The organism is Natrinema sp. H-ect1 (assembly GCF_041821105.1).
Classification (GTDB): Archaea; Halobacteriota; Halobacteria; order Halobacteriales; family Natrialbaceae; genus Natrinema; species Natrinema thermotolerans.
Genome location: NZ_JBGUBA010000002.1, coordinates 786526 through 800600, shown reverse-complemented (window position 1 = coordinate 800600; position 14075 = coordinate 786526). Strand labels below are relative to the sequence as shown.

Sequence of the window (14075 nt, the reverse complement as noted above, 5' to 3'; positions counted from 1 at the left end):
TCCCTCCGTTCCGTGACGCTTCGCGTCACCACATCGGTCGTCGGCCCGCTCCCTCCCTTCGGTCGCTCGCGGTGAATTCGGGTGAGTGCCTGCCCTTCCCCGGGTCACGCGCCTCTCGTGGTACTCGAGGCGCGCTCCCGGCCACGAAAATCAGTTTCTCGAAGTAAAACACCACCTCCAAAACAGATGCGAACCGATCTAAACCGACTCGAGAGCCGCTATTCGATGTCGACGAACTCGAACCACTCGTCGTACTCCTCGGGGGCCTGCTCGACGATGTCGAAGAACTGCTGTTGGATCTCCTCGGTGACGGGGCCGCGGGAGCCGTCCCCGACGACGACGTTGTCGACTTTCCGGATCGGCGTCACTTCGGCGGCCGAGCCGGTGAAGAACAGTTCGTCGGCGGTGTTGAGTTCGCCCCGCGAGATCGAGACGTCGTCGTGGACAGTGTAGCCCAGTTCCTCCGCGATCCGAATGACCGCATCGCGGGTGATCCCGTCGAGGATCGACTCCGAGAGGCCGGGCGTGTAGATCTCGTCGTCGCGCACGAGGAAGACGTTCTCGCCGGGGCCTTCGGCGACGTTACCCTCCTTGTTGAGGACGATCGCTTCCGCGTAGCCGTTCCGGCGTGCTTCCTCGCCCGCGAGCATACTGTTGACGTACAGGCCCGTGGTCTTGGCGTTGGTCGGGATCTGGCTCGAGGCGTGTTTCCGCCACGAGGAGATCATCACGTCGATGCCGTTCTCGAGGGCGTCCTCGCCGAGGTAGGCACCCCACGGCCAGGCGGCGATGGCGGTGCGGGTCGGACAGTCCTTCGGACTGACACCCAGCGAGTTGTAGCCGTAGAAGGCGACCGGGCGGATGTAACACGACCGCAGCTCCTGGCGCTGGATGAGTTCCTTCGTCGCCGCGGTGAGTTCTTCCTTCGAGTGTTCGATGTCCATCTCGTAGGGCTTGGCGGACTGGAAGAGCCGATCGAGGTGTTCCTCCCAGCGAAAGAGCGCGGGGCCGTTTGCGGTGTCGTAACAGCGCGCGCCCTCGAAGACGCCGCTGCCGTAGTGGAGTCCGTGCGTGAGAACGTGGACCTGCGCGTCGTCCCAGTCGACGAACTCGCCGTCCATCCAGATCGTGTCGACGTCCATCTCGTCGAATCCCATGATCAGAAGTGTTGAAAGCCACCGTACTAAGTGTTCGCGGTTTTCGGAGGCGATCGTCAGAAATCAAGGAAACGCCCCGCCGAACGGCGCTCAGGCGAGTATCGGCGGTCACACCTCCCTGCCGGCGACTGTGTCGACGGTACCGTGATTCGGACGCGTCCTCGAGTACGCCGTCAACCAGCCGGATACCACGATCGAACGGGCGATCCAGGACCGTCGGCGAGACCGCCGAGAAGCGAACCGGAACCCCCGAGTCGAGGGGGCCACGATCCGCGAAAAATACGGTCGGTGACCGTTCGTAGCCCGGCGATCGTCCGGGCCCTACTGGTCCGCTCCGGGGAACTCCTCGAACTCACGGATCGCGACGTACGCGCCGCCGTCGCCGTCCGGCATCATCGCGTACGCCGTCGGGTACTCGTCCGCCTCGAAGAACACCTCCGGCGTCGCGATGTCCACTGCCGTCTCTTCTTCGAGGCCGTCGCGAAGGAAGTCGGTCGTAACCATCGGCTCGACGAAGTGGACCCTCCCGTCACCGTCCCCTTCGTAAACCGGGAGTTCGACGCGTTCGCCCTCGAGCGTTATCACCTCGGTGTCAGCGGGCTGTGCCGGGTCGATACTCGGATCGTACGCTCCGTAGACGTTGGTGTGCGTGAACGCTTCCCCCCGGAACTCCGGCGCCGTCCCGTCGAGCAGGTGTTCCCCCATCCCCTCGACGATGAGGCGGTGTTCTTCGAACGTGTATTCCGGCGGGAACTGATCCGCGGGAACGTCGTAGTCGGCCAGGCCGACGAAGGGCAGTGGCGTGGATTCGAGCGGTCCCCCACTGATCCCTTCGACGGCGTCTTCGGCCATCATGTAGAAGTGACAGTCGAAGTGCGGAACGTCGTAAACGCCCGGCGGTGCGTGACCCTGTGGGTTGTAGTGGAAACCCATGTGGGTAAACTGATGGCTGTCGATTTCGGCCCCGTCGTCCGTCGTTTCCGGGAAGTGGAGGTGTGCTGCGTGTTCCCCTTCGTCGAACGCCATCAGCGCGTCGCCGCCGACGTGGACGCCCAGCGACGAGAGTCGTCCCTCCGGGTCGGTGGTCGCGTACGTCCGGAGGCCCCCCGCCTCATCCGATTCGCCCCAGTGGACGTCGTGATCCGCCGGTGTCGGGAGTTCTGACGGGCCCGAGTCGCGCCCGGACCCGCTTGCGGTTCCGGTCGCGAACGTTCCACCCGCCAGTACAGCCGTCGTCTTCAGGAACAGTCGTCGATCGATGCCGTCGATGTGCCGTTTCGTCGTTTGTCTCGGTATCATTGTTCGGTTCTCGATTCGGTCGAAATCGGTCGAAAGGGCGCTACGCCTTGATGATTCGTTCCCCGAGCGGTTCGAGGGGCGCTTCGAACTCGGAGACGGTGGTGCTATCCGAGAAGACGCCCAGAAATCGGGCGGTCACGGCACCGGTATTGCGGAACCCGTGCGGAGTCATCGGCGGGATCACCGCCAGGTCGCCGGCACCGATCACACCCGTTGCATCCCCGGCCCAGGCCTCGACTTCGTCGCCGTCGAGACAGATGATGAGTTCCTCGGGGCTGTCCGTGTGGGTCGCGAGTTGCTTCCCGGGTTCGATCTCGAAGTAGACGGCGTTGTGGCCGCCCTCGAGTTCCATTCCGGTCGTCGCCGGGAACGCCGGTGAGGACGGGAAGTTTACGCTCACGTCCATCTCCGTGTCCGATTGGGTCACCCCGACGAGCTCGAGTTCGTCGAGGCTGAGTGTTTTGAGTGCTGTCATCGTCGCTGATTATTCGAGGTCGGTTCGATCGAACTGGTCGTCCAGACGCGTGAGTTCGGTCACCGGGAGATCCGCGCGCTCGGAGTGCTCCGCGATGGCTTCCTCGCTCGGGGCTCGGTAGTGGCAGTACGCGCGATTGGTGTCGCCGTCCGTGTCTTCCAGCACGTCGGTACGGACCCACTCGATCTCGACGTCCTCGTCGCTGAGTTCCGCTATTGCCCGCTGAGACGCCGCAAGCGCCTCTTGTTTTGCTTCCTCTGTGGTGATGTCGTCGTCCATCTCGCGCCAGATTCCGAAGTCGATCAGGTCTTGTTCTGCCATGACCGGCTAAGCCTACGGTGGGATCGCATTTATACATAAGGAGAACTACACTTCACTAGCTGATTCTAGTGAAATCCCGTTCACTAGCTCAACACGTGGGCTCGTACACCCTCGGAACTAGTCGGGAAACCGACGGGTACCTGGTATCAAAGCAACGGCTGTCCGTCGATATCGACGACGTTCATGTCGTCGTCCAGTGAAACGGTGAGCGTCGTCGCCTCGCCCTCGATAGTCACGAGAACGCGGAACGGATCCTCCGTGACGGCCGTCTCGAAGCGGGTCTGAAGCAGGTCGATGACCTCGTCGAAGGAGGGTGCGAGTACGTCGATTCCCTGGTCGTCGAGGAATCCGATCACGGGGGTCAGACTCATGACGAACGGTTCGATGGGTAGATTCTTGGCGAACCCGCAGGTGCCACATCGCTGTTCTGCCCAAACGGGGAATCGTGTCCCACAGTGCGCACACGGTTTCCCCTCCCGAACCTGGTGCGTCTCACAGACCGAAACTGACGCCGAGATGGAGCCCGCACACTCCCGGCAGACGTCACGCATCATGTACGCTATATCTAACATACATCGGTAGAATCCGGTTGTGAGTGCCTCGTCGGCGGTCCGATCCGTCAGCCCCGCAGCCGGGTAGTTCGAAAAGAAAACCGACTCCCGTGGCGCCTCGTCGCCGAACATCCCGTCACACTCGGTACAACTGATTCGAAGCCACTGATCCTCGTAGGTCGCTGTCATGGGCGCGCCACACAGCGGACAGTCCTGCTCGAGATCGGGAGAGAAGTCGAGGTCTTCCGCCCCCGAGACGGCGATCACAGTTCTGGCAATCTGCTTGCCGGCACCACTCAACCGGTACCCGTCGTTGGTTTGCCGAACGAAGTGGGGGGCCAGCTGCGAGAGGTGATAGTTGAACTTCCCGTTGTCGTCGACGTCGACCCGACGACGCAGCTCCGAGAACGATATCGTCTTGGCGGCATCGGAGACATCGTCGTACTCGTGGGCGGCGTCGGCGTGCCAGAGTACGCGGATGATGTCCAACCGGATCTCGTTGCCCAGGATGGTGAAGGCCTCGTCCGGGGAAATACCGTCCAGATCGATCGCTGGTGTCAGCCGGGTTTCATCCATGCTAGCAGAGCCCACACACTACGCAATAAACGTGTCCTACTGTTTTCGAATCGGACAGAATCGGCTGCAAGATACGCACGTCGATGCAGTACAGGGCGGTTTGTTGGCCGGGGAGTCCTGCATCCCCAGCACGTCTGCCTCGGAGAGTACGCATCGTTCCAGGACTCCGGCCACTACGCCACTCGCTCGAGGACCTCGCTGCCCTCGAGGTAGGCGAACCCGTGACGGTCGGCGTAGTCGCGGGCGTCGGCCGGGGAGAGCGCGTCACCGGTCTCGTCGTCGAGCATCTCACAGACGACGACGGCGGGCGAGCGGCCGGCGGCGTCGGCCAGTGCGAGCCCGAGTTCGGTGTGGCCCTCGCGCTGGGAGAGCAGATCCGGCGCGCCCTTGAGCAGGTGGACGTGGCCGGGGACGCGGAACTCCTCGGCGAACGCGGTCGTCTCGGGCGTAGCGGCGGCCGCGCCCAACTCCCGAATGGTCGTCGAGCGGTCGTCGTCGGTAATTCCGGTGTAGGTGTCGCGGTGGTTGACCGTCAGCGAGAACGACGAGCGGTCGTCGTAGCCGAGTTCGTGGTCGGCCGTCGCGGGGTGTTCGACCGCGTCCGAGTAAAACGGGAGGTCGAACGCCTCGGCGATCTCGTAGCCCAGCGCGACGCAGATCAGCCCGCCGGCGTCGTTGCGCAGTCGGGCCACGGCCTCGGGGGTGACGGCGTCGGCGTGGTAGATCAGGTCCGTCTCGCCCTCGCGGTCGGCCGCGTCGTGGACGAGGATCGGCTCGCCCGTCCGAAGCGACTCGAGGGCGCGGTCGAACGCGTCGGCGGCCGGTCCGGCACCTGCGCTGCCGTCGGCGTTGGACTGCGGACCGGCGTGGTGACCCGTCATTCGCGATCACCCACCGAGACGGTGACGTGATCGCCGTCCTCGAGGTCGAGTTCGTCCCGCAGCTTGTCGGGGGCGATCACCTCGAGCTGGTCGTCGTCGTGGTGGGTGCGTTCGGGGGCGATGGTGTAGGCGTCGTCGTAGGTCGCGCCGTCGGCGGTCTCGATCGTCGCGGGGTAACAGACGGCGGGGCCGTAGGTCCGGTCGTCCGACTCCCAGCCGTCGATCGGGACGGGCTCGAGGGAGGCCATCGCGCTGCGCCGGCGGACGCTGTCCTCGCGTAGGTCGACGTTGAGCGTCCCGGGGAACGGCTCGTAGCCGAGCCGGTCCTCGAACTGGCGCTGGTAGCCCGGCAGGGAAATGTAGTGGCGACCCTCGCCCATCCCGCTCGTGATGGTTCCCTCGAGCGAGATCTGTGAGTCCGTCTCGAAGATCCGCCGGTAGTCCTCGTACTCGGCATGGAGGGCTCGTTCGCCGGTGTCGGTGATCGCGACCCACTGGCCGTCACTGACGGTATCGCGCTCGAGCAGGTCGGCGCTCTCGAGCCGTTGGAGACGTCGCGAGGCGGTCTGGTTCGAGGCATCGAGCCGCTCGGCGAGGCGAGAACAGGAGATCTTGACGTCGCCCTCGAGCCCGCCCTCGAGCGCGAGGAGTTTGAGCACGGCGAGTTCGTCGTGCCCGACGGCGGACTCCGTGAGTACTGACATACTCGTCCCTATTGCCCATGTGGGTAAAAGCATACCGAATGTGGCATGCGTAACGAAACTGTGACGAGGTTCACGAGCGTTTATCGCGTATTCCGGAGTTGGGGACCGAACGGAAAAACCCACCGCCTCCCATGATCGGTCGGGCTACAGTTCCCGCGCGATGTAGTCCGCGATCCGCGTGACGCGGTCGGGGTCGGTCGTCCAGAAGCCGTCCCAGACGCGGGGTTCGGTCTCGAGACAGACGAGTGCGGTGCCGACGGCGTCGGGTGCCCTGCGATCGTCGGGATCGAAGACGACGAACCACCCGTCCCGATACTCCGGCCCCGTCCCGGTGTGAACCGTCGCGTCCAGTTCCGGCGGACAGCCGTCGTCGACGCCGTAGACGTGAACGTCGACGTCGGTTTCGGCGAGTTCCGCGTAGGTCTCGTAGGTCCCGATCTCGTCGTCGATGCGCGAGAGTTGCTGGAACGCGCTCCGTAACGTGCCGCTGCCGGCCGCCCAGGCCCGCTGTTCGATGTACCGCGAGACGACGATCAACAGGAGTTTTTCCTTGTGTGCGAGCGGGTAGCCACGCAGTCGGAGCCGGGTGCCTTCCAGCCCCGCCAGCACGTCGGGGAAGGCGATCTCGCCCATGCCGCGCGCGCCAGTGACGAACAGGTCCGAGTTGATCGCGAGGATCGCGTCGTACAACGTACGCATCGGCGAGGCCGCGACCGGCTGCCCGTCCTCGAGCAACACGGCCGTATCGCCCTCAGTTGCGAGCGCGTCGTCGATTTCGGGGTCGAGATCCGATCCGATCGCACCGGCTTCGGCCCGTTCGACGGCGATCGGCTGGCCCGCGAACGCGTCGGAGAGCATCTCGGCGAGCGGCCCCGTGGAACCGTCGGCGACGATCGCGATCGTCCGATCGGGCGAACCGACGTCGTCGATGAACGATCGGAGAGTCACTGGAGAACGTTCATCCGTTCGGTACGTAAGTGTTGTCGCCGCCGTCGGATCGGATCGACGATCCCGTTTCCCGCGCGGTGGCGATGTGGTCTCGGAGTCGATCGACGGGCGTCCGGTGGAAAGCGGCCGAACGGGAAGATTGCGCCGCTTTCGACCCCGAACTCAGTTTGGGACAGTCCCGGACTCCCATCTCTGGTCGCTTCGTCGCCTATTACGTTTCCTTCTAGAGGAACCGGTAGGATTCTATGGCCGACCACATCTACGTCTACGGCATCGTCGAGGACACCGACCTCTCGTTCGAAGCGACGGGGGTCGCCGGCGCGACCGATTATCTATGTGATCCGATGACTGCTACGGAAATTTATACAAAAGTGTTTCCGGCTCCTTATGTTGGACAGGACCCGGTCTCACCCCGTCTACGACCGAAACGTGCGACCACGGATCGGCCGCTCGAGCGGACGACCACCTGACGTATCAGACGTAAAGAAAGAGCGTGTCAGGAGCAGTGATCGAATCGAGGCCGCGAGCGGCCGTGTCCACATCGGGCGCGCGATCAGTGTCGGGTGTGACCGTCGACGCCGGCGAGCGGAGCGGCCGACACGGCCGGCGGGACGCGGCTAATCGCCCACGACCGGATCGCGCTCCCAGAACTCGCTGCCTTTCTTCAGCTTGGGGACCCACGTATCGCCGGTCTTGGCGAGCAAGGCGACGCGGGAGGCCGGCACCTCTTTGACCTCGTCGAATGCCGGCATGTATTCGCCGACCCGCTCGGCGAAGTCCACGACCGCCTCGTGGTCGGGCATCGCCGAGCGGTCGAGTCGACCCTGTGAGTGGCCGACGTGCATGTACGCCTTCAGTTCGATGAAGTCCGGATCGGCCTGCTGGTAGAAGCCGGCGTACCAGTCCGGGTGGTGCATGTTCTCACCCTCGACGAGCGTCGTCCGGAGGACGGTCCGGGTCTCGTCTTTCGCGGCGAGAACGTCCATCGTCTCGAGCAGCCGTTCCCAGGCATCGTCTTCCATCGCGCCGACGACCTGATCGAAGGTGTGGCGTTCGGGGGCGTCGACGCTGACGTAGAGTTGCGTCGGGTCGCACTCCCGCAGGACCTCGGGCCGGGTGCCGTTCGAGACGAGGAAGGTGGTGATATCGCGGTCGTGGAAGGCTTCGATGAGTTCGGGCAGGTAGGGGTAGAGCGTGGGCTCGCCGTCCAGCGAGATGGCGACGTGGCGCGGCTCCATCGCCTGGTCGAACACCTCGCGGGGGACCTCGTCGTTGCCGCCGAAGCCCGAGAGCAGTTTCTTCTGGAGCCGGATCGAGGCGTCGACGACTGCCTCGGGGTCGTCCCACTCGACGTCGTCCATCTCGTAGGCGTGGCCCTGGTGGTCGCGCCAGCAGAAGACACAGCGCTCGTTGCACTTGACCACCGGCGTCATCTGGATACAGCGGTGGGATTCGATGCCGTAGAAGATGTTCTTGTAACACTTCCCCTCGCCGCGGACGGCGTTTGCCGTCCAGCCGCAGGTCTGGGCGGCCGTGTGGTTCTCGCTGTGGTAGTCCGGACTCGAGACCTGTGCCGGCCCGCCGTCGCCGTCGGCGGTGGCGTCAGCACCTGCATCGCCCCCGGGGTTCGCGGAGTCGCTCATCTTGGGGGTCGTTGGACGGGACCCGTCAAAAGGTGTGTGGTGTCGGGGGCAGTCGACGGCGGCCTACTCCTCGCCGGAGCGGTCGCTCGCGGAGTCGCCGCCTGGACCGTCCGGCAGCGCGTGCGGATCGGCGGGCTCGTCGCCGTGTCTGGCGTCGTCGCGCTCGAAGAGATACAGCGCCGGGCCAGCGATTACTATCACGAGCAGGCCGGGGATCGGCACGTCCGGCGGCCCCAGATAGGTGACGAGCCCACCCCCGCAGGTGACGAACACGAACCCCGCCCACAGCGCCGGCCGCGAAATCTCGAGGCGGCTCGCGTCCCGGTAGACGGCGGCCGCAGCGGCGATGACGATCGCGAACCCGACGACGGCGACGGCGACCGCCTGCAGCGAAACCATACTCGGACTTACGACAAGGAAGGGAAAAGCGTTCTGAGACCCGGTTCGCGGCCCTGTCGTGTGTTCGGTCCGGCGGTCGGCTGCCGGCTTCCGTACGAAAGCCTCGCCCTCTTTCCCGTACCTCCCCAACCGATGACCATGATTGGGGCCTACACGATCGGCAAGAAAGCGGTCACGTTCGGTTACAAACGCTACGGGGTTCCGGGAGCGGTCGCCTCCGGCGGTGCGGCGCTCGCGGGCTATCTCGTCGTCCGCCGGGCGCTGCAATCGTCGACGAACGACGGGAGCGTCGATTCGGCGATCGACGCGGGCGAGATCCAGTCCGCGGTCGACGAAAAGGGGCTGAGCGCCGTAACCGACACGGGGACGCTCGACCGGGTGATCAACGAGGACGAAATCGGCTCGCCGTTCGACATGGGCGACGTCCAGTCGTCGGCCGCGGACGAGACCGACGAGTTCGCCGAGGGAGCGGGCGAGGGCGACTCGAGCGCCGGGAACTGAACCTGACGGACCGCGAGTTCGATTTCAGCATGAGCCAGCGAGACAGCACCACCGAGACCGACGAGGAGCCGGCAGACGAGCGACGCGTCGCGGGGATCGACGATGCCCTCGCCGAAGCGCTCGATACCGTTCGAAGCGGCGTTCGATCGGGCGCGCCGGCCGGCGCCGCCGGCGTCGCGAGTCTCCTGAGTGGCGTCCGGGCGCTGCGACGTGACGACCGCGGGCACGGCTATCTGCGGCTCGGCGCGGGCGGGCTCCTCCTCGCGATCGCGATCGACCAGCGCCGGGCGGCTCGCGACCGGACCGGCGTCGAGCCGTCGGACGTCGCCAGTACGTCACCCGACATCGAGGGTCTCGAGGGGCGGGAACGAAACGCCGGTCGCGAGGACCACGCCGGCGGCGACGCGGCCAGCGAGGTCGCCAGGACATCGATCGACATCGAGGACGCGGCCTCGAGTCCCGAGTCCGGTGACGCCGCGAGCGGGCCGACCACTGCGGCCGAGTCCGGCGACGCCGAGCGCGAACCGGACGCTGCCGAAGTCGCCGAACCCGAAGCCTACGAGCAGTTGGGCGCGGCGGCGTTCGACGAACACAGCAGCGAGGTGCCGGTCCCCCAAACCGCGTTCGACCGGACGATCCTGTCGCTGGGGTCGGAGGTCTTCTGGGGGATCCGCGAGGCCGACGACGCCGTCGTCGTCTCGGGGCAGTTCGATCCGATCCAGGACGGAGACGGGATCCGGTACGTCGCCAGTTCCGAGGTCGACGGCGAGCGGTCGCTGACGGTGCCCGACACCGTGTTGACCCACTGGGACGCGGTCGCCGGCGGCGGGCTGGCCGTCGCCTCGGGTGACGACCTCGTCTTCCTCACGACCGACTCGCTGGGGGCGGACGACCAGATACGGGTCGTTCCGGAACAGTGGCTCGAGGACGCCATTGAGAACGGCGAGTAACGATCGGCGATCGCGGCGCGGTCCCCCTGACGGCGACTACGACCCGCGGACCCGCTCGAGGACCGCGAGCGTCCCGTCGGCGTGGACGGCGTCGAGGACCTCGTCGGCGGCCGCTTTCGCCAGTTCGTCGGCGTTGCCGACGGCGACGCTCCGGCCGACGGCCTCGAACGTCGAGACATCGTTGACGGAGTCGCCGACCGCTACGCAGTCGGCGAGGTCGATCCCGACGCGGTCGGCGATCGTCTCCAGCCCCTCGCCTTTGTTCGGATCGGTGTCCTTGACGTGGTAGGCGTAGCCGGTGTCGATCACCTCGAGGCCGTGGTCGGCGGCGATCTCGCGCAAGGGCTCGAGCGGCTGTTCTAAATTGACCGCGATCTCGGTTTCGCGCCAGCGGTTGACGGTGTCTTCCTCGCCCCAGCCCAGGTCGTAGCCCGCCGCGCGGTACTCCTCGGCGACGGCCCGGGCGGCCTCGCGATCGGCGGTGAAGAAGACATCGTCGCCGGTGCAGACGACGCCGCCGTTCTCCGCGACGACGAGTTCCGGAATCCCGACGAAATGACAGAGGGCGACAGGGTAGGGAAACGCCTTCCCGGTGGCGATGACGACCGGGGCCTCCCACTCGCGGATCGGATCGAAGACGCGGGGGTCGATGCCCCACCCCTCCGGGCGGGTGAGCGTCCCGTCGATGTCCAGCACCAGCGGCGGATCGGCAGTCATATCGAGTAATGAGCGAGCCGTCCCCTAAAGCGGTCGGATCGGTGGGACCGTCCGTCCCGACGGCGACTCGCGCCTCGTCGTCGCTGCTCGAGCGTAACTGAGATGCCGTTCGTCGAAAACGCGAAATTCTGGCCGCTCAGAGAGCGAGATAGCCCGCGTTGGGGAGCAACCCGGCCAGATAGAGGACACCGAGGACGAGCATGAACTCGGCGATAGCCATCGCCGGCGGGTCGACGTGTGTCCCGGAGTGGGAGTAGAACACGCGCTGGCTCACCTCGCCGAGCAGGCCGCTGATCGCGCCGAAGGCACCGGCGGCGAGCAACGCGGCCAGTTCGCTGCCCATCGCGGGCATGGCGATCACCGCGCCCACGGCACCCAGCAGCGTGATGTGATGGGTGACCGGGATCTTCTCGACGCCGAGGTTGAGAAAGAGCAGGCTCATGGCTGAGATCGCGTAGCCCATGAAGATGCTCCCGGTCTCGAGCCAGATGTAGCCCCCGAGCAGCCCGCCGACGATGCCGATGGCGGTCACGCCGGCCCACTTGTACTGGTGGGGTAGCCAGGGCTCGGTCGTCAGCCGGTCGGTCTCGGTGCCGCCGTCGGCGGCCATGCGCTTTTCTTCGCGCTCGAACGGCGACATGTCGAGGACGCTCGAGCCGCCGACCTTGCCCACGATCGGGTACCCGAACGCGAGTCGGGCGAGGAACGCCGTGGCGACGACCGAGAGCGCGATGTTGTCGGTCGGGAAGCCGAGCCCGCCCATGACGCGCGTGATGAGCATCCCGACCGCGCCGAAGACGGCCCCGACCGCGAGGATGTCGGGCTTGGTGCCGAACGCGTAGAGGATGTCTTTGCCGAAGTGGTAGTCCCAGTCGTCGGGTTCCATCTCGGGATATTTCCGTCCGGCGTAGGCCGTCGCGGCGACGCCGCCGGCGAAGGCGATGTGTGGGCCGGTGACCGCACCGAATCCGATGGTCCCGGTGATACCGGTCGCGATATCGCCCGCCCCGGCGACGCCGATTTCGCTTCCGATCTCGTCCTGAAGAATCGCGATCCCCTCGCCGAGGAAGACGACGAAGCCGGTGAAGACGAACGCGGGGAGGGCACCGAGGGCCGCACCGAACGCGCCGCCGGCGAGGGCGGCGATGAGCAGGACGGCGAAGTCCTCGAGTCCCATACCGACGATGGGAACGGTAAAGAGCGGCTGCAACATCGTTACTCCTCCTCGTCACGCGCCCAGTCGCGCGATCGCTCGACGGCGTCGTTCCATCGTTCGTATCGTCGGTCCGCGCGGTCGGGATCCATCTCGGGCTCGAACTCGGCGTCGACCTGCCAGTTGCTCCGCAGTTCGTCGGGATCGTCCCAGTAGCCGACGGCGAGGCCGGCCGCGTAGGCCGAGCCCAGCGCCGTCGTCTCGTCGACGACGGGGCGGACGATCTCCGAGCCGATGATATCGGACTGGAGTTGACAGAGGTAGTTGTTCTTGACCGCGCCGCCGTCGACCTTCAGCGATCGCATCTCGATGCCCGAGTCGGCCTCCATCGCCTCGGCGACGTCGCGAGTCTGGTAGGCGATCGACTCGAGCGTCGCGCGAACGACGTGTTCCTTCCGGGTGCCACGGGTCATCCCGACGATAGTGCCGCGTGCGCGCTGGTCCCAGTGGGGTGCGCCCAGTCCGGTAAAGGCGGGGACGACGTAGACGCCGTCCGTCGAGTCGACGCTGCGGGCCAGTTCCGCCGTCTCGGCGGGATCCTCGATCAGCGTCATGTCCTCGAGCCACTCGATGGCCGCGCCGGTGACGAAGATCGACCCCTCGAGCGCGTACTGGACCGGTTCCCCCGAGCGCTGGAATCCGATCGTCGTCAGCAGGCCGTGGTCGCTCTCGACGGCCTCGTCACCGGTGTTCATCAGGAAGAAGGAACCGGTGCCGTAGGTGTTCTTGGCGTCGCCGGCGTCGAAACAGGTCTGGCCGAACAGTGCGGCCTGCTGGTCGCCCAGTGCGCCCGCGACCGGCACCTCGGCCTCGAGGAACCCGTCGGGGTCGGTCGTCCCGTAGGTGTCGTCGTCGCTGGAGGGCCGGACCTCGGGCAACATCGCCTCGGGGATCGAGAACTCCTCAAGGAGGTCCTCGTCCCATTCGAGGTCGTGGATGTCGTACAACATCGTCCGCGAGGCGTTCGTGACCTCGGTGACGTGGTTCCCGGTCAGGTTGTAGATCAGCCACGTGTCGATCGTCCCGAACAACACGTCGCCTTTCTCCGCGCGGTCGCGGATGTCCTCGGGTCGGGCGCGCTCGAGTTTGATCGGATCGGCGTTATCGAGCAGCCACTCGGCCTTCGTCGCCGAGAAGTAGGCGTCGGCCTCGAGGCCGGTCTTCTCACGGATCGCCTCGACTTTCCCCTCCTCCTCGAGGGCCTCGACGCGATCGGTGGTTCGGCGGTCCTGCCAGACGATGGCGTTGTGGACCGGTTTCCCGCTGTCGGCGTCCCAGAGGACCGTCGTCTCCCGCTGGTTGGTCACGCCGATGGCCGTGAGCTGGGACGGGGCGATCCCCGCCTGTCCGAGCGCTTGCTGGATCACGGCTTTGGTGTTCTCCCAGATCTCCATCGGGTCGTGTTCGACCCAGCCGGGTTCGGGGTAGATCTGTTCGTGTGTTTCGTAGGCGTTCGCGACGACCTGGCCCTCGTGATCGAACACGATAAACCGGGTCCCGGTCGTTCCCTGGTCGACCGCTCCGACGTACGTTGTGTCTGTCACTGGTAGTCACCTCGTACCGCCACGCGATTCGTTTACTGCCGGTCGCGTGATACCAGTAAACGACACCGACGATCGTTATAAATGTTACCAACGATTTCACGAACGATGGGGAATAGGTGGATCAAGACAGTAAGTTCGCCGCCAAATCGCCGTCAGTGACGGTGTGGGAAAAGTGAGTTACGAGTGTTAGCTCGGC

16 protein-coding genes are annotated in these 14075 nt (G+C 65.7%); 3 read left to right on the top strand and 13 right to left on the bottom strand.

The window, feature by feature from the left end; all coding sequences use genetic code 11:
- Window positions 1–218: 218 nt before the first annotated feature.
- The 8 genes from ACERIM_RS08295 to ACERIM_RS08260 all read right to left on the bottom strand — a co-directional run bounded on the left by ACERIM_RS08295 (window position 219) and on the right by ACERIM_RS08260 (window position 6912).
- Window positions 219–1157, bottom strand: a complete 939-nt coding sequence (locus ACERIM_RS08295; protein WP_006649578.1) for a branched-chain amino acid transaminase — start codon at window positions 1155–1157, stop codon at window positions 219–221.
- A gap of 321 nt (window positions 1158–1478) precedes the next feature.
- Window positions 1479–2456 carry a hypothetical protein gene (locus tag ACERIM_RS08290; RefSeq protein WP_373632004.1) on the bottom strand — a complete coding sequence of 326 codons (978 nt, stop codon included), beginning with the start codon at window positions 2454–2456 and terminating at the stop codon, window positions 1479–1481.
- Window positions 2457–2496: 40 nt separating this feature from the next.
- A complete protein-coding gene (locus ACERIM_RS08285; RefSeq protein ID WP_373632003.1) occupies window positions 2497–2931 on the bottom strand; it encodes a cupin domain-containing protein in 435 nt (144 codons plus the stop codon).
- A 9-nt stretch (window positions 2932–2940) separates the two neighbouring features.
- The gene (locus tag ACERIM_RS08280) at window positions 2941–3252 is read right to left on the bottom strand and encodes a nickel-binding protein (protein ID WP_373632002.1); all 312 of its coding nucleotides are present in this window, start codon (window positions 3250–3252) and stop codon (window positions 2941–2943) included.
- Between the two features lie 146 nt (window positions 3253–3398).
- Entirely contained in the window at window positions 3399–4379 is a 981-nt protein-coding gene (locus ACERIM_RS08275; RefSeq protein WP_373632001.1) for an ArsR family transcriptional regulator, read from the bottom strand.
- A gap of 173 nt (window positions 4380–4552) precedes the next feature.
- Window positions 4553–5260: a 3,4-dihydroxy-2-butanone-4-phosphate synthase gene (gene ribB / locus ACERIM_RS08270; protein WP_373632000.1), complete on the bottom strand. Its 708-nt coding sequence runs from the start codon at window positions 5258–5260 to the stop codon at window positions 4553–4555.
- Window positions 5257–5964 carry a DUF120 domain-containing protein gene (locus tag ACERIM_RS08265; protein WP_373631999.1) on the bottom strand — a complete coding sequence of 236 codons (708 nt, stop codon included), beginning with the start codon at window positions 5962–5964 and terminating at the stop codon, window positions 5257–5259. Before ACERIM_RS08265 ends, ribB begins: the two co-directional genes overlap by 4 nt.
- Window positions 5965–6108: 144 nt before the next feature.
- Window positions 6109–6912, bottom strand: coding sequence for a DICT sensory domain-containing protein (locus tag ACERIM_RS08260; protein ID WP_373631998.1), 804 nt, complete (start codon window positions 6910–6912; stop codon window positions 6109–6111).
- 245 nt (window positions 6913–7157) lie between these two features.
- On the opposite strand from ACERIM_RS08260, the gene ACERIM_RS08255 reads away from it, so the two are divergent.
- Window positions 7158–7382, top strand: coding sequence for a hypothetical protein (locus tag ACERIM_RS08255; protein WP_373631997.1), 225 nt, complete (start codon window positions 7158–7160; stop codon window positions 7380–7382).
- A 147-nt stretch (window positions 7383–7529) separates the two neighbouring features.
- Here the strand turns inward: ACERIM_RS08255 and twy1 are convergent, their stop codons facing one another.
- Complete coding sequence (twy1, locus tag ACERIM_RS08250) at window positions 7530–8555, bottom strand: 4-demethylwyosine synthase TYW1 (protein ID WP_373631996.1); 1026 nt, start codon at window positions 8553–8555, stop codon at window positions 7530–7532.
- Between the two features lie 63 nt (window positions 8556–8618).
- On the bottom strand, window positions 8619–8954 hold the full coding sequence (locus tag ACERIM_RS08245) for a hypothetical protein (protein ID WP_373631995.1): 336 nt from the start codon (window positions 8952–8954) through the stop codon (window positions 8619–8621).
- A gap of 138 nt (window positions 8955–9092) precedes the next feature.
- Here ACERIM_RS08245 and ACERIM_RS08240 point away from each other — a divergent pair, with 138 nt between their 5' ends.
- Both ACERIM_RS08240 and ACERIM_RS08235 read left to right on the top strand, forming a co-directional pair.
- Window positions 9093–9455 carry a hypothetical protein gene (locus tag ACERIM_RS08240; protein ID WP_373632020.1) on the top strand — a complete coding sequence of 121 codons (363 nt, stop codon included), beginning with the start codon at window positions 9093–9095 and terminating at the stop codon, window positions 9453–9455.
- A gap of 29 nt (window positions 9456–9484) precedes the next feature.
- The gene (locus ACERIM_RS08235; protein ID WP_373631994.1) at window positions 9485–10405 is read left to right on the top strand and encodes a hypothetical protein; all 921 of its coding nucleotides are present in this window, start codon (window positions 9485–9487) and stop codon (window positions 10403–10405) included.
- Between the two features lie 36 nt (window positions 10406–10441).
- Here ACERIM_RS08235 and ACERIM_RS08230 read toward each other — a convergent pair whose 3' ends face one another.
- From ACERIM_RS08230 to glpK, 3 genes are all read right to left on the bottom strand, one after another.
- Complete coding sequence (locus ACERIM_RS08230) at window positions 10442–11122, bottom strand: HAD-IIB family hydrolase (protein ID WP_373631993.1); 681 nt, start codon at window positions 11120–11122, stop codon at window positions 10442–10444.
- Window positions 11123–11258: 136 nt separating this feature from the next.
- A complete protein-coding gene (locus ACERIM_RS08225) occupies window positions 11259–12335 on the bottom strand; it encodes a hypothetical protein (protein WP_373631992.1) in 1077 nt (358 codons plus the stop codon).
- Between the two features lie 2 nt (window positions 12336–12337).
- Window positions 12338–13879, bottom strand: a complete 1542-nt coding sequence (gene glpK / locus ACERIM_RS08220) for a glycerol kinase GlpK (protein WP_373631991.1) — start codon at window positions 13877–13879, stop codon at window positions 12338–12340.
- Window positions 13880–14075 lie beyond the last annotated feature (196 nt).

Excerpts from the sequence above, each read along its gene's own strand:
- ACERIM_RS08275 (WP_373632001.1), bottom strand. The coding sequence starts at position 4,379 with ATGGATGAAACCCGGCTGACACCAGCGATCGATCTGGACGGTATTTCC.
- ACERIM_RS08225 (WP_373631992.1), bottom strand. The coding sequence starts at position 12,335 with ATGTTGCAGCCGCTCTTTACCGTTCCCATCGTCGGTATGGGACTCGAG.
- ACERIM_RS08290 (WP_373632004.1), bottom strand. The coding sequence starts at position 2,456 with ATGATACCGAGACAAACGACGAAACGGCACATCGACGGCATCGATCGA.
- twy1 (WP_373631996.1), bottom strand. The coding sequence starts at position 8,555 with ATGAGCGACTCCGCGAACCCCGGGGGCGATGCAGGTGCTGACGCCACC.
- ACERIM_RS08265 (WP_373631999.1), bottom strand. The coding sequence starts at position 5,964 with ATGTCAGTACTCACGGAGTCCGCCGTCGGGCACGACGAACTCGCCGTG.
- ribB (WP_373632000.1), bottom strand. The coding sequence starts at position 5,260 with ATGACGGGTCACCACGCCGGTCCGCAGTCCAACGCCGACGGCAGCGCA.
- ACERIM_RS08295 (WP_006649578.1), bottom strand. The coding sequence starts at position 1,157 with ATGGGATTCGACGAGATGGACGTCGACACGATCTGGATGGACGGCGAG.
- ACERIM_RS08240 (WP_373632020.1), top strand. The coding sequence starts at position 9,093 with ATGATTGGGGCCTACACGATCGGCAAGAAAGCGGTCACGTTCGGTTAC.
- ACERIM_RS08285 (WP_373632003.1), bottom strand. The coding sequence starts at position 2,931 with ATGACAGCACTCAAAACACTCAGCCTCGACGAACTCGAGCTCGTCGGG.
- ACERIM_RS08255 (WP_373631997.1), top strand. The coding sequence starts at position 7,158 with ATGGCCGACCACATCTACGTCTACGGCATCGTCGAGGACACCGACCTC.
- ACERIM_RS08280 (WP_373632002.1), bottom strand. The coding sequence starts at position 3,252 with ATGGCAGAACAAGACCTGATCGACTTCGGAATCTGGCGCGAGATGGAC.
- ACERIM_RS08245 (WP_373631995.1), bottom strand. The coding sequence starts at position 8,954 with ATGGTTTCGCTGCAGGCGGTCGCCGTCGCCGTCGTCGGGTTCGCGATC.
- ACERIM_RS08235 (WP_373631994.1), top strand. The coding sequence starts at position 9,485 with ATGAGCCAGCGAGACAGCACCACCGAGACCGACGAGGAGCCGGCAGAC.
- ACERIM_RS08230 (WP_373631993.1), bottom strand. The coding sequence starts at position 11,122 with ATGACTGCCGATCCGCCGCTGGTGCTGGACATCGACGGGACGCTCACC.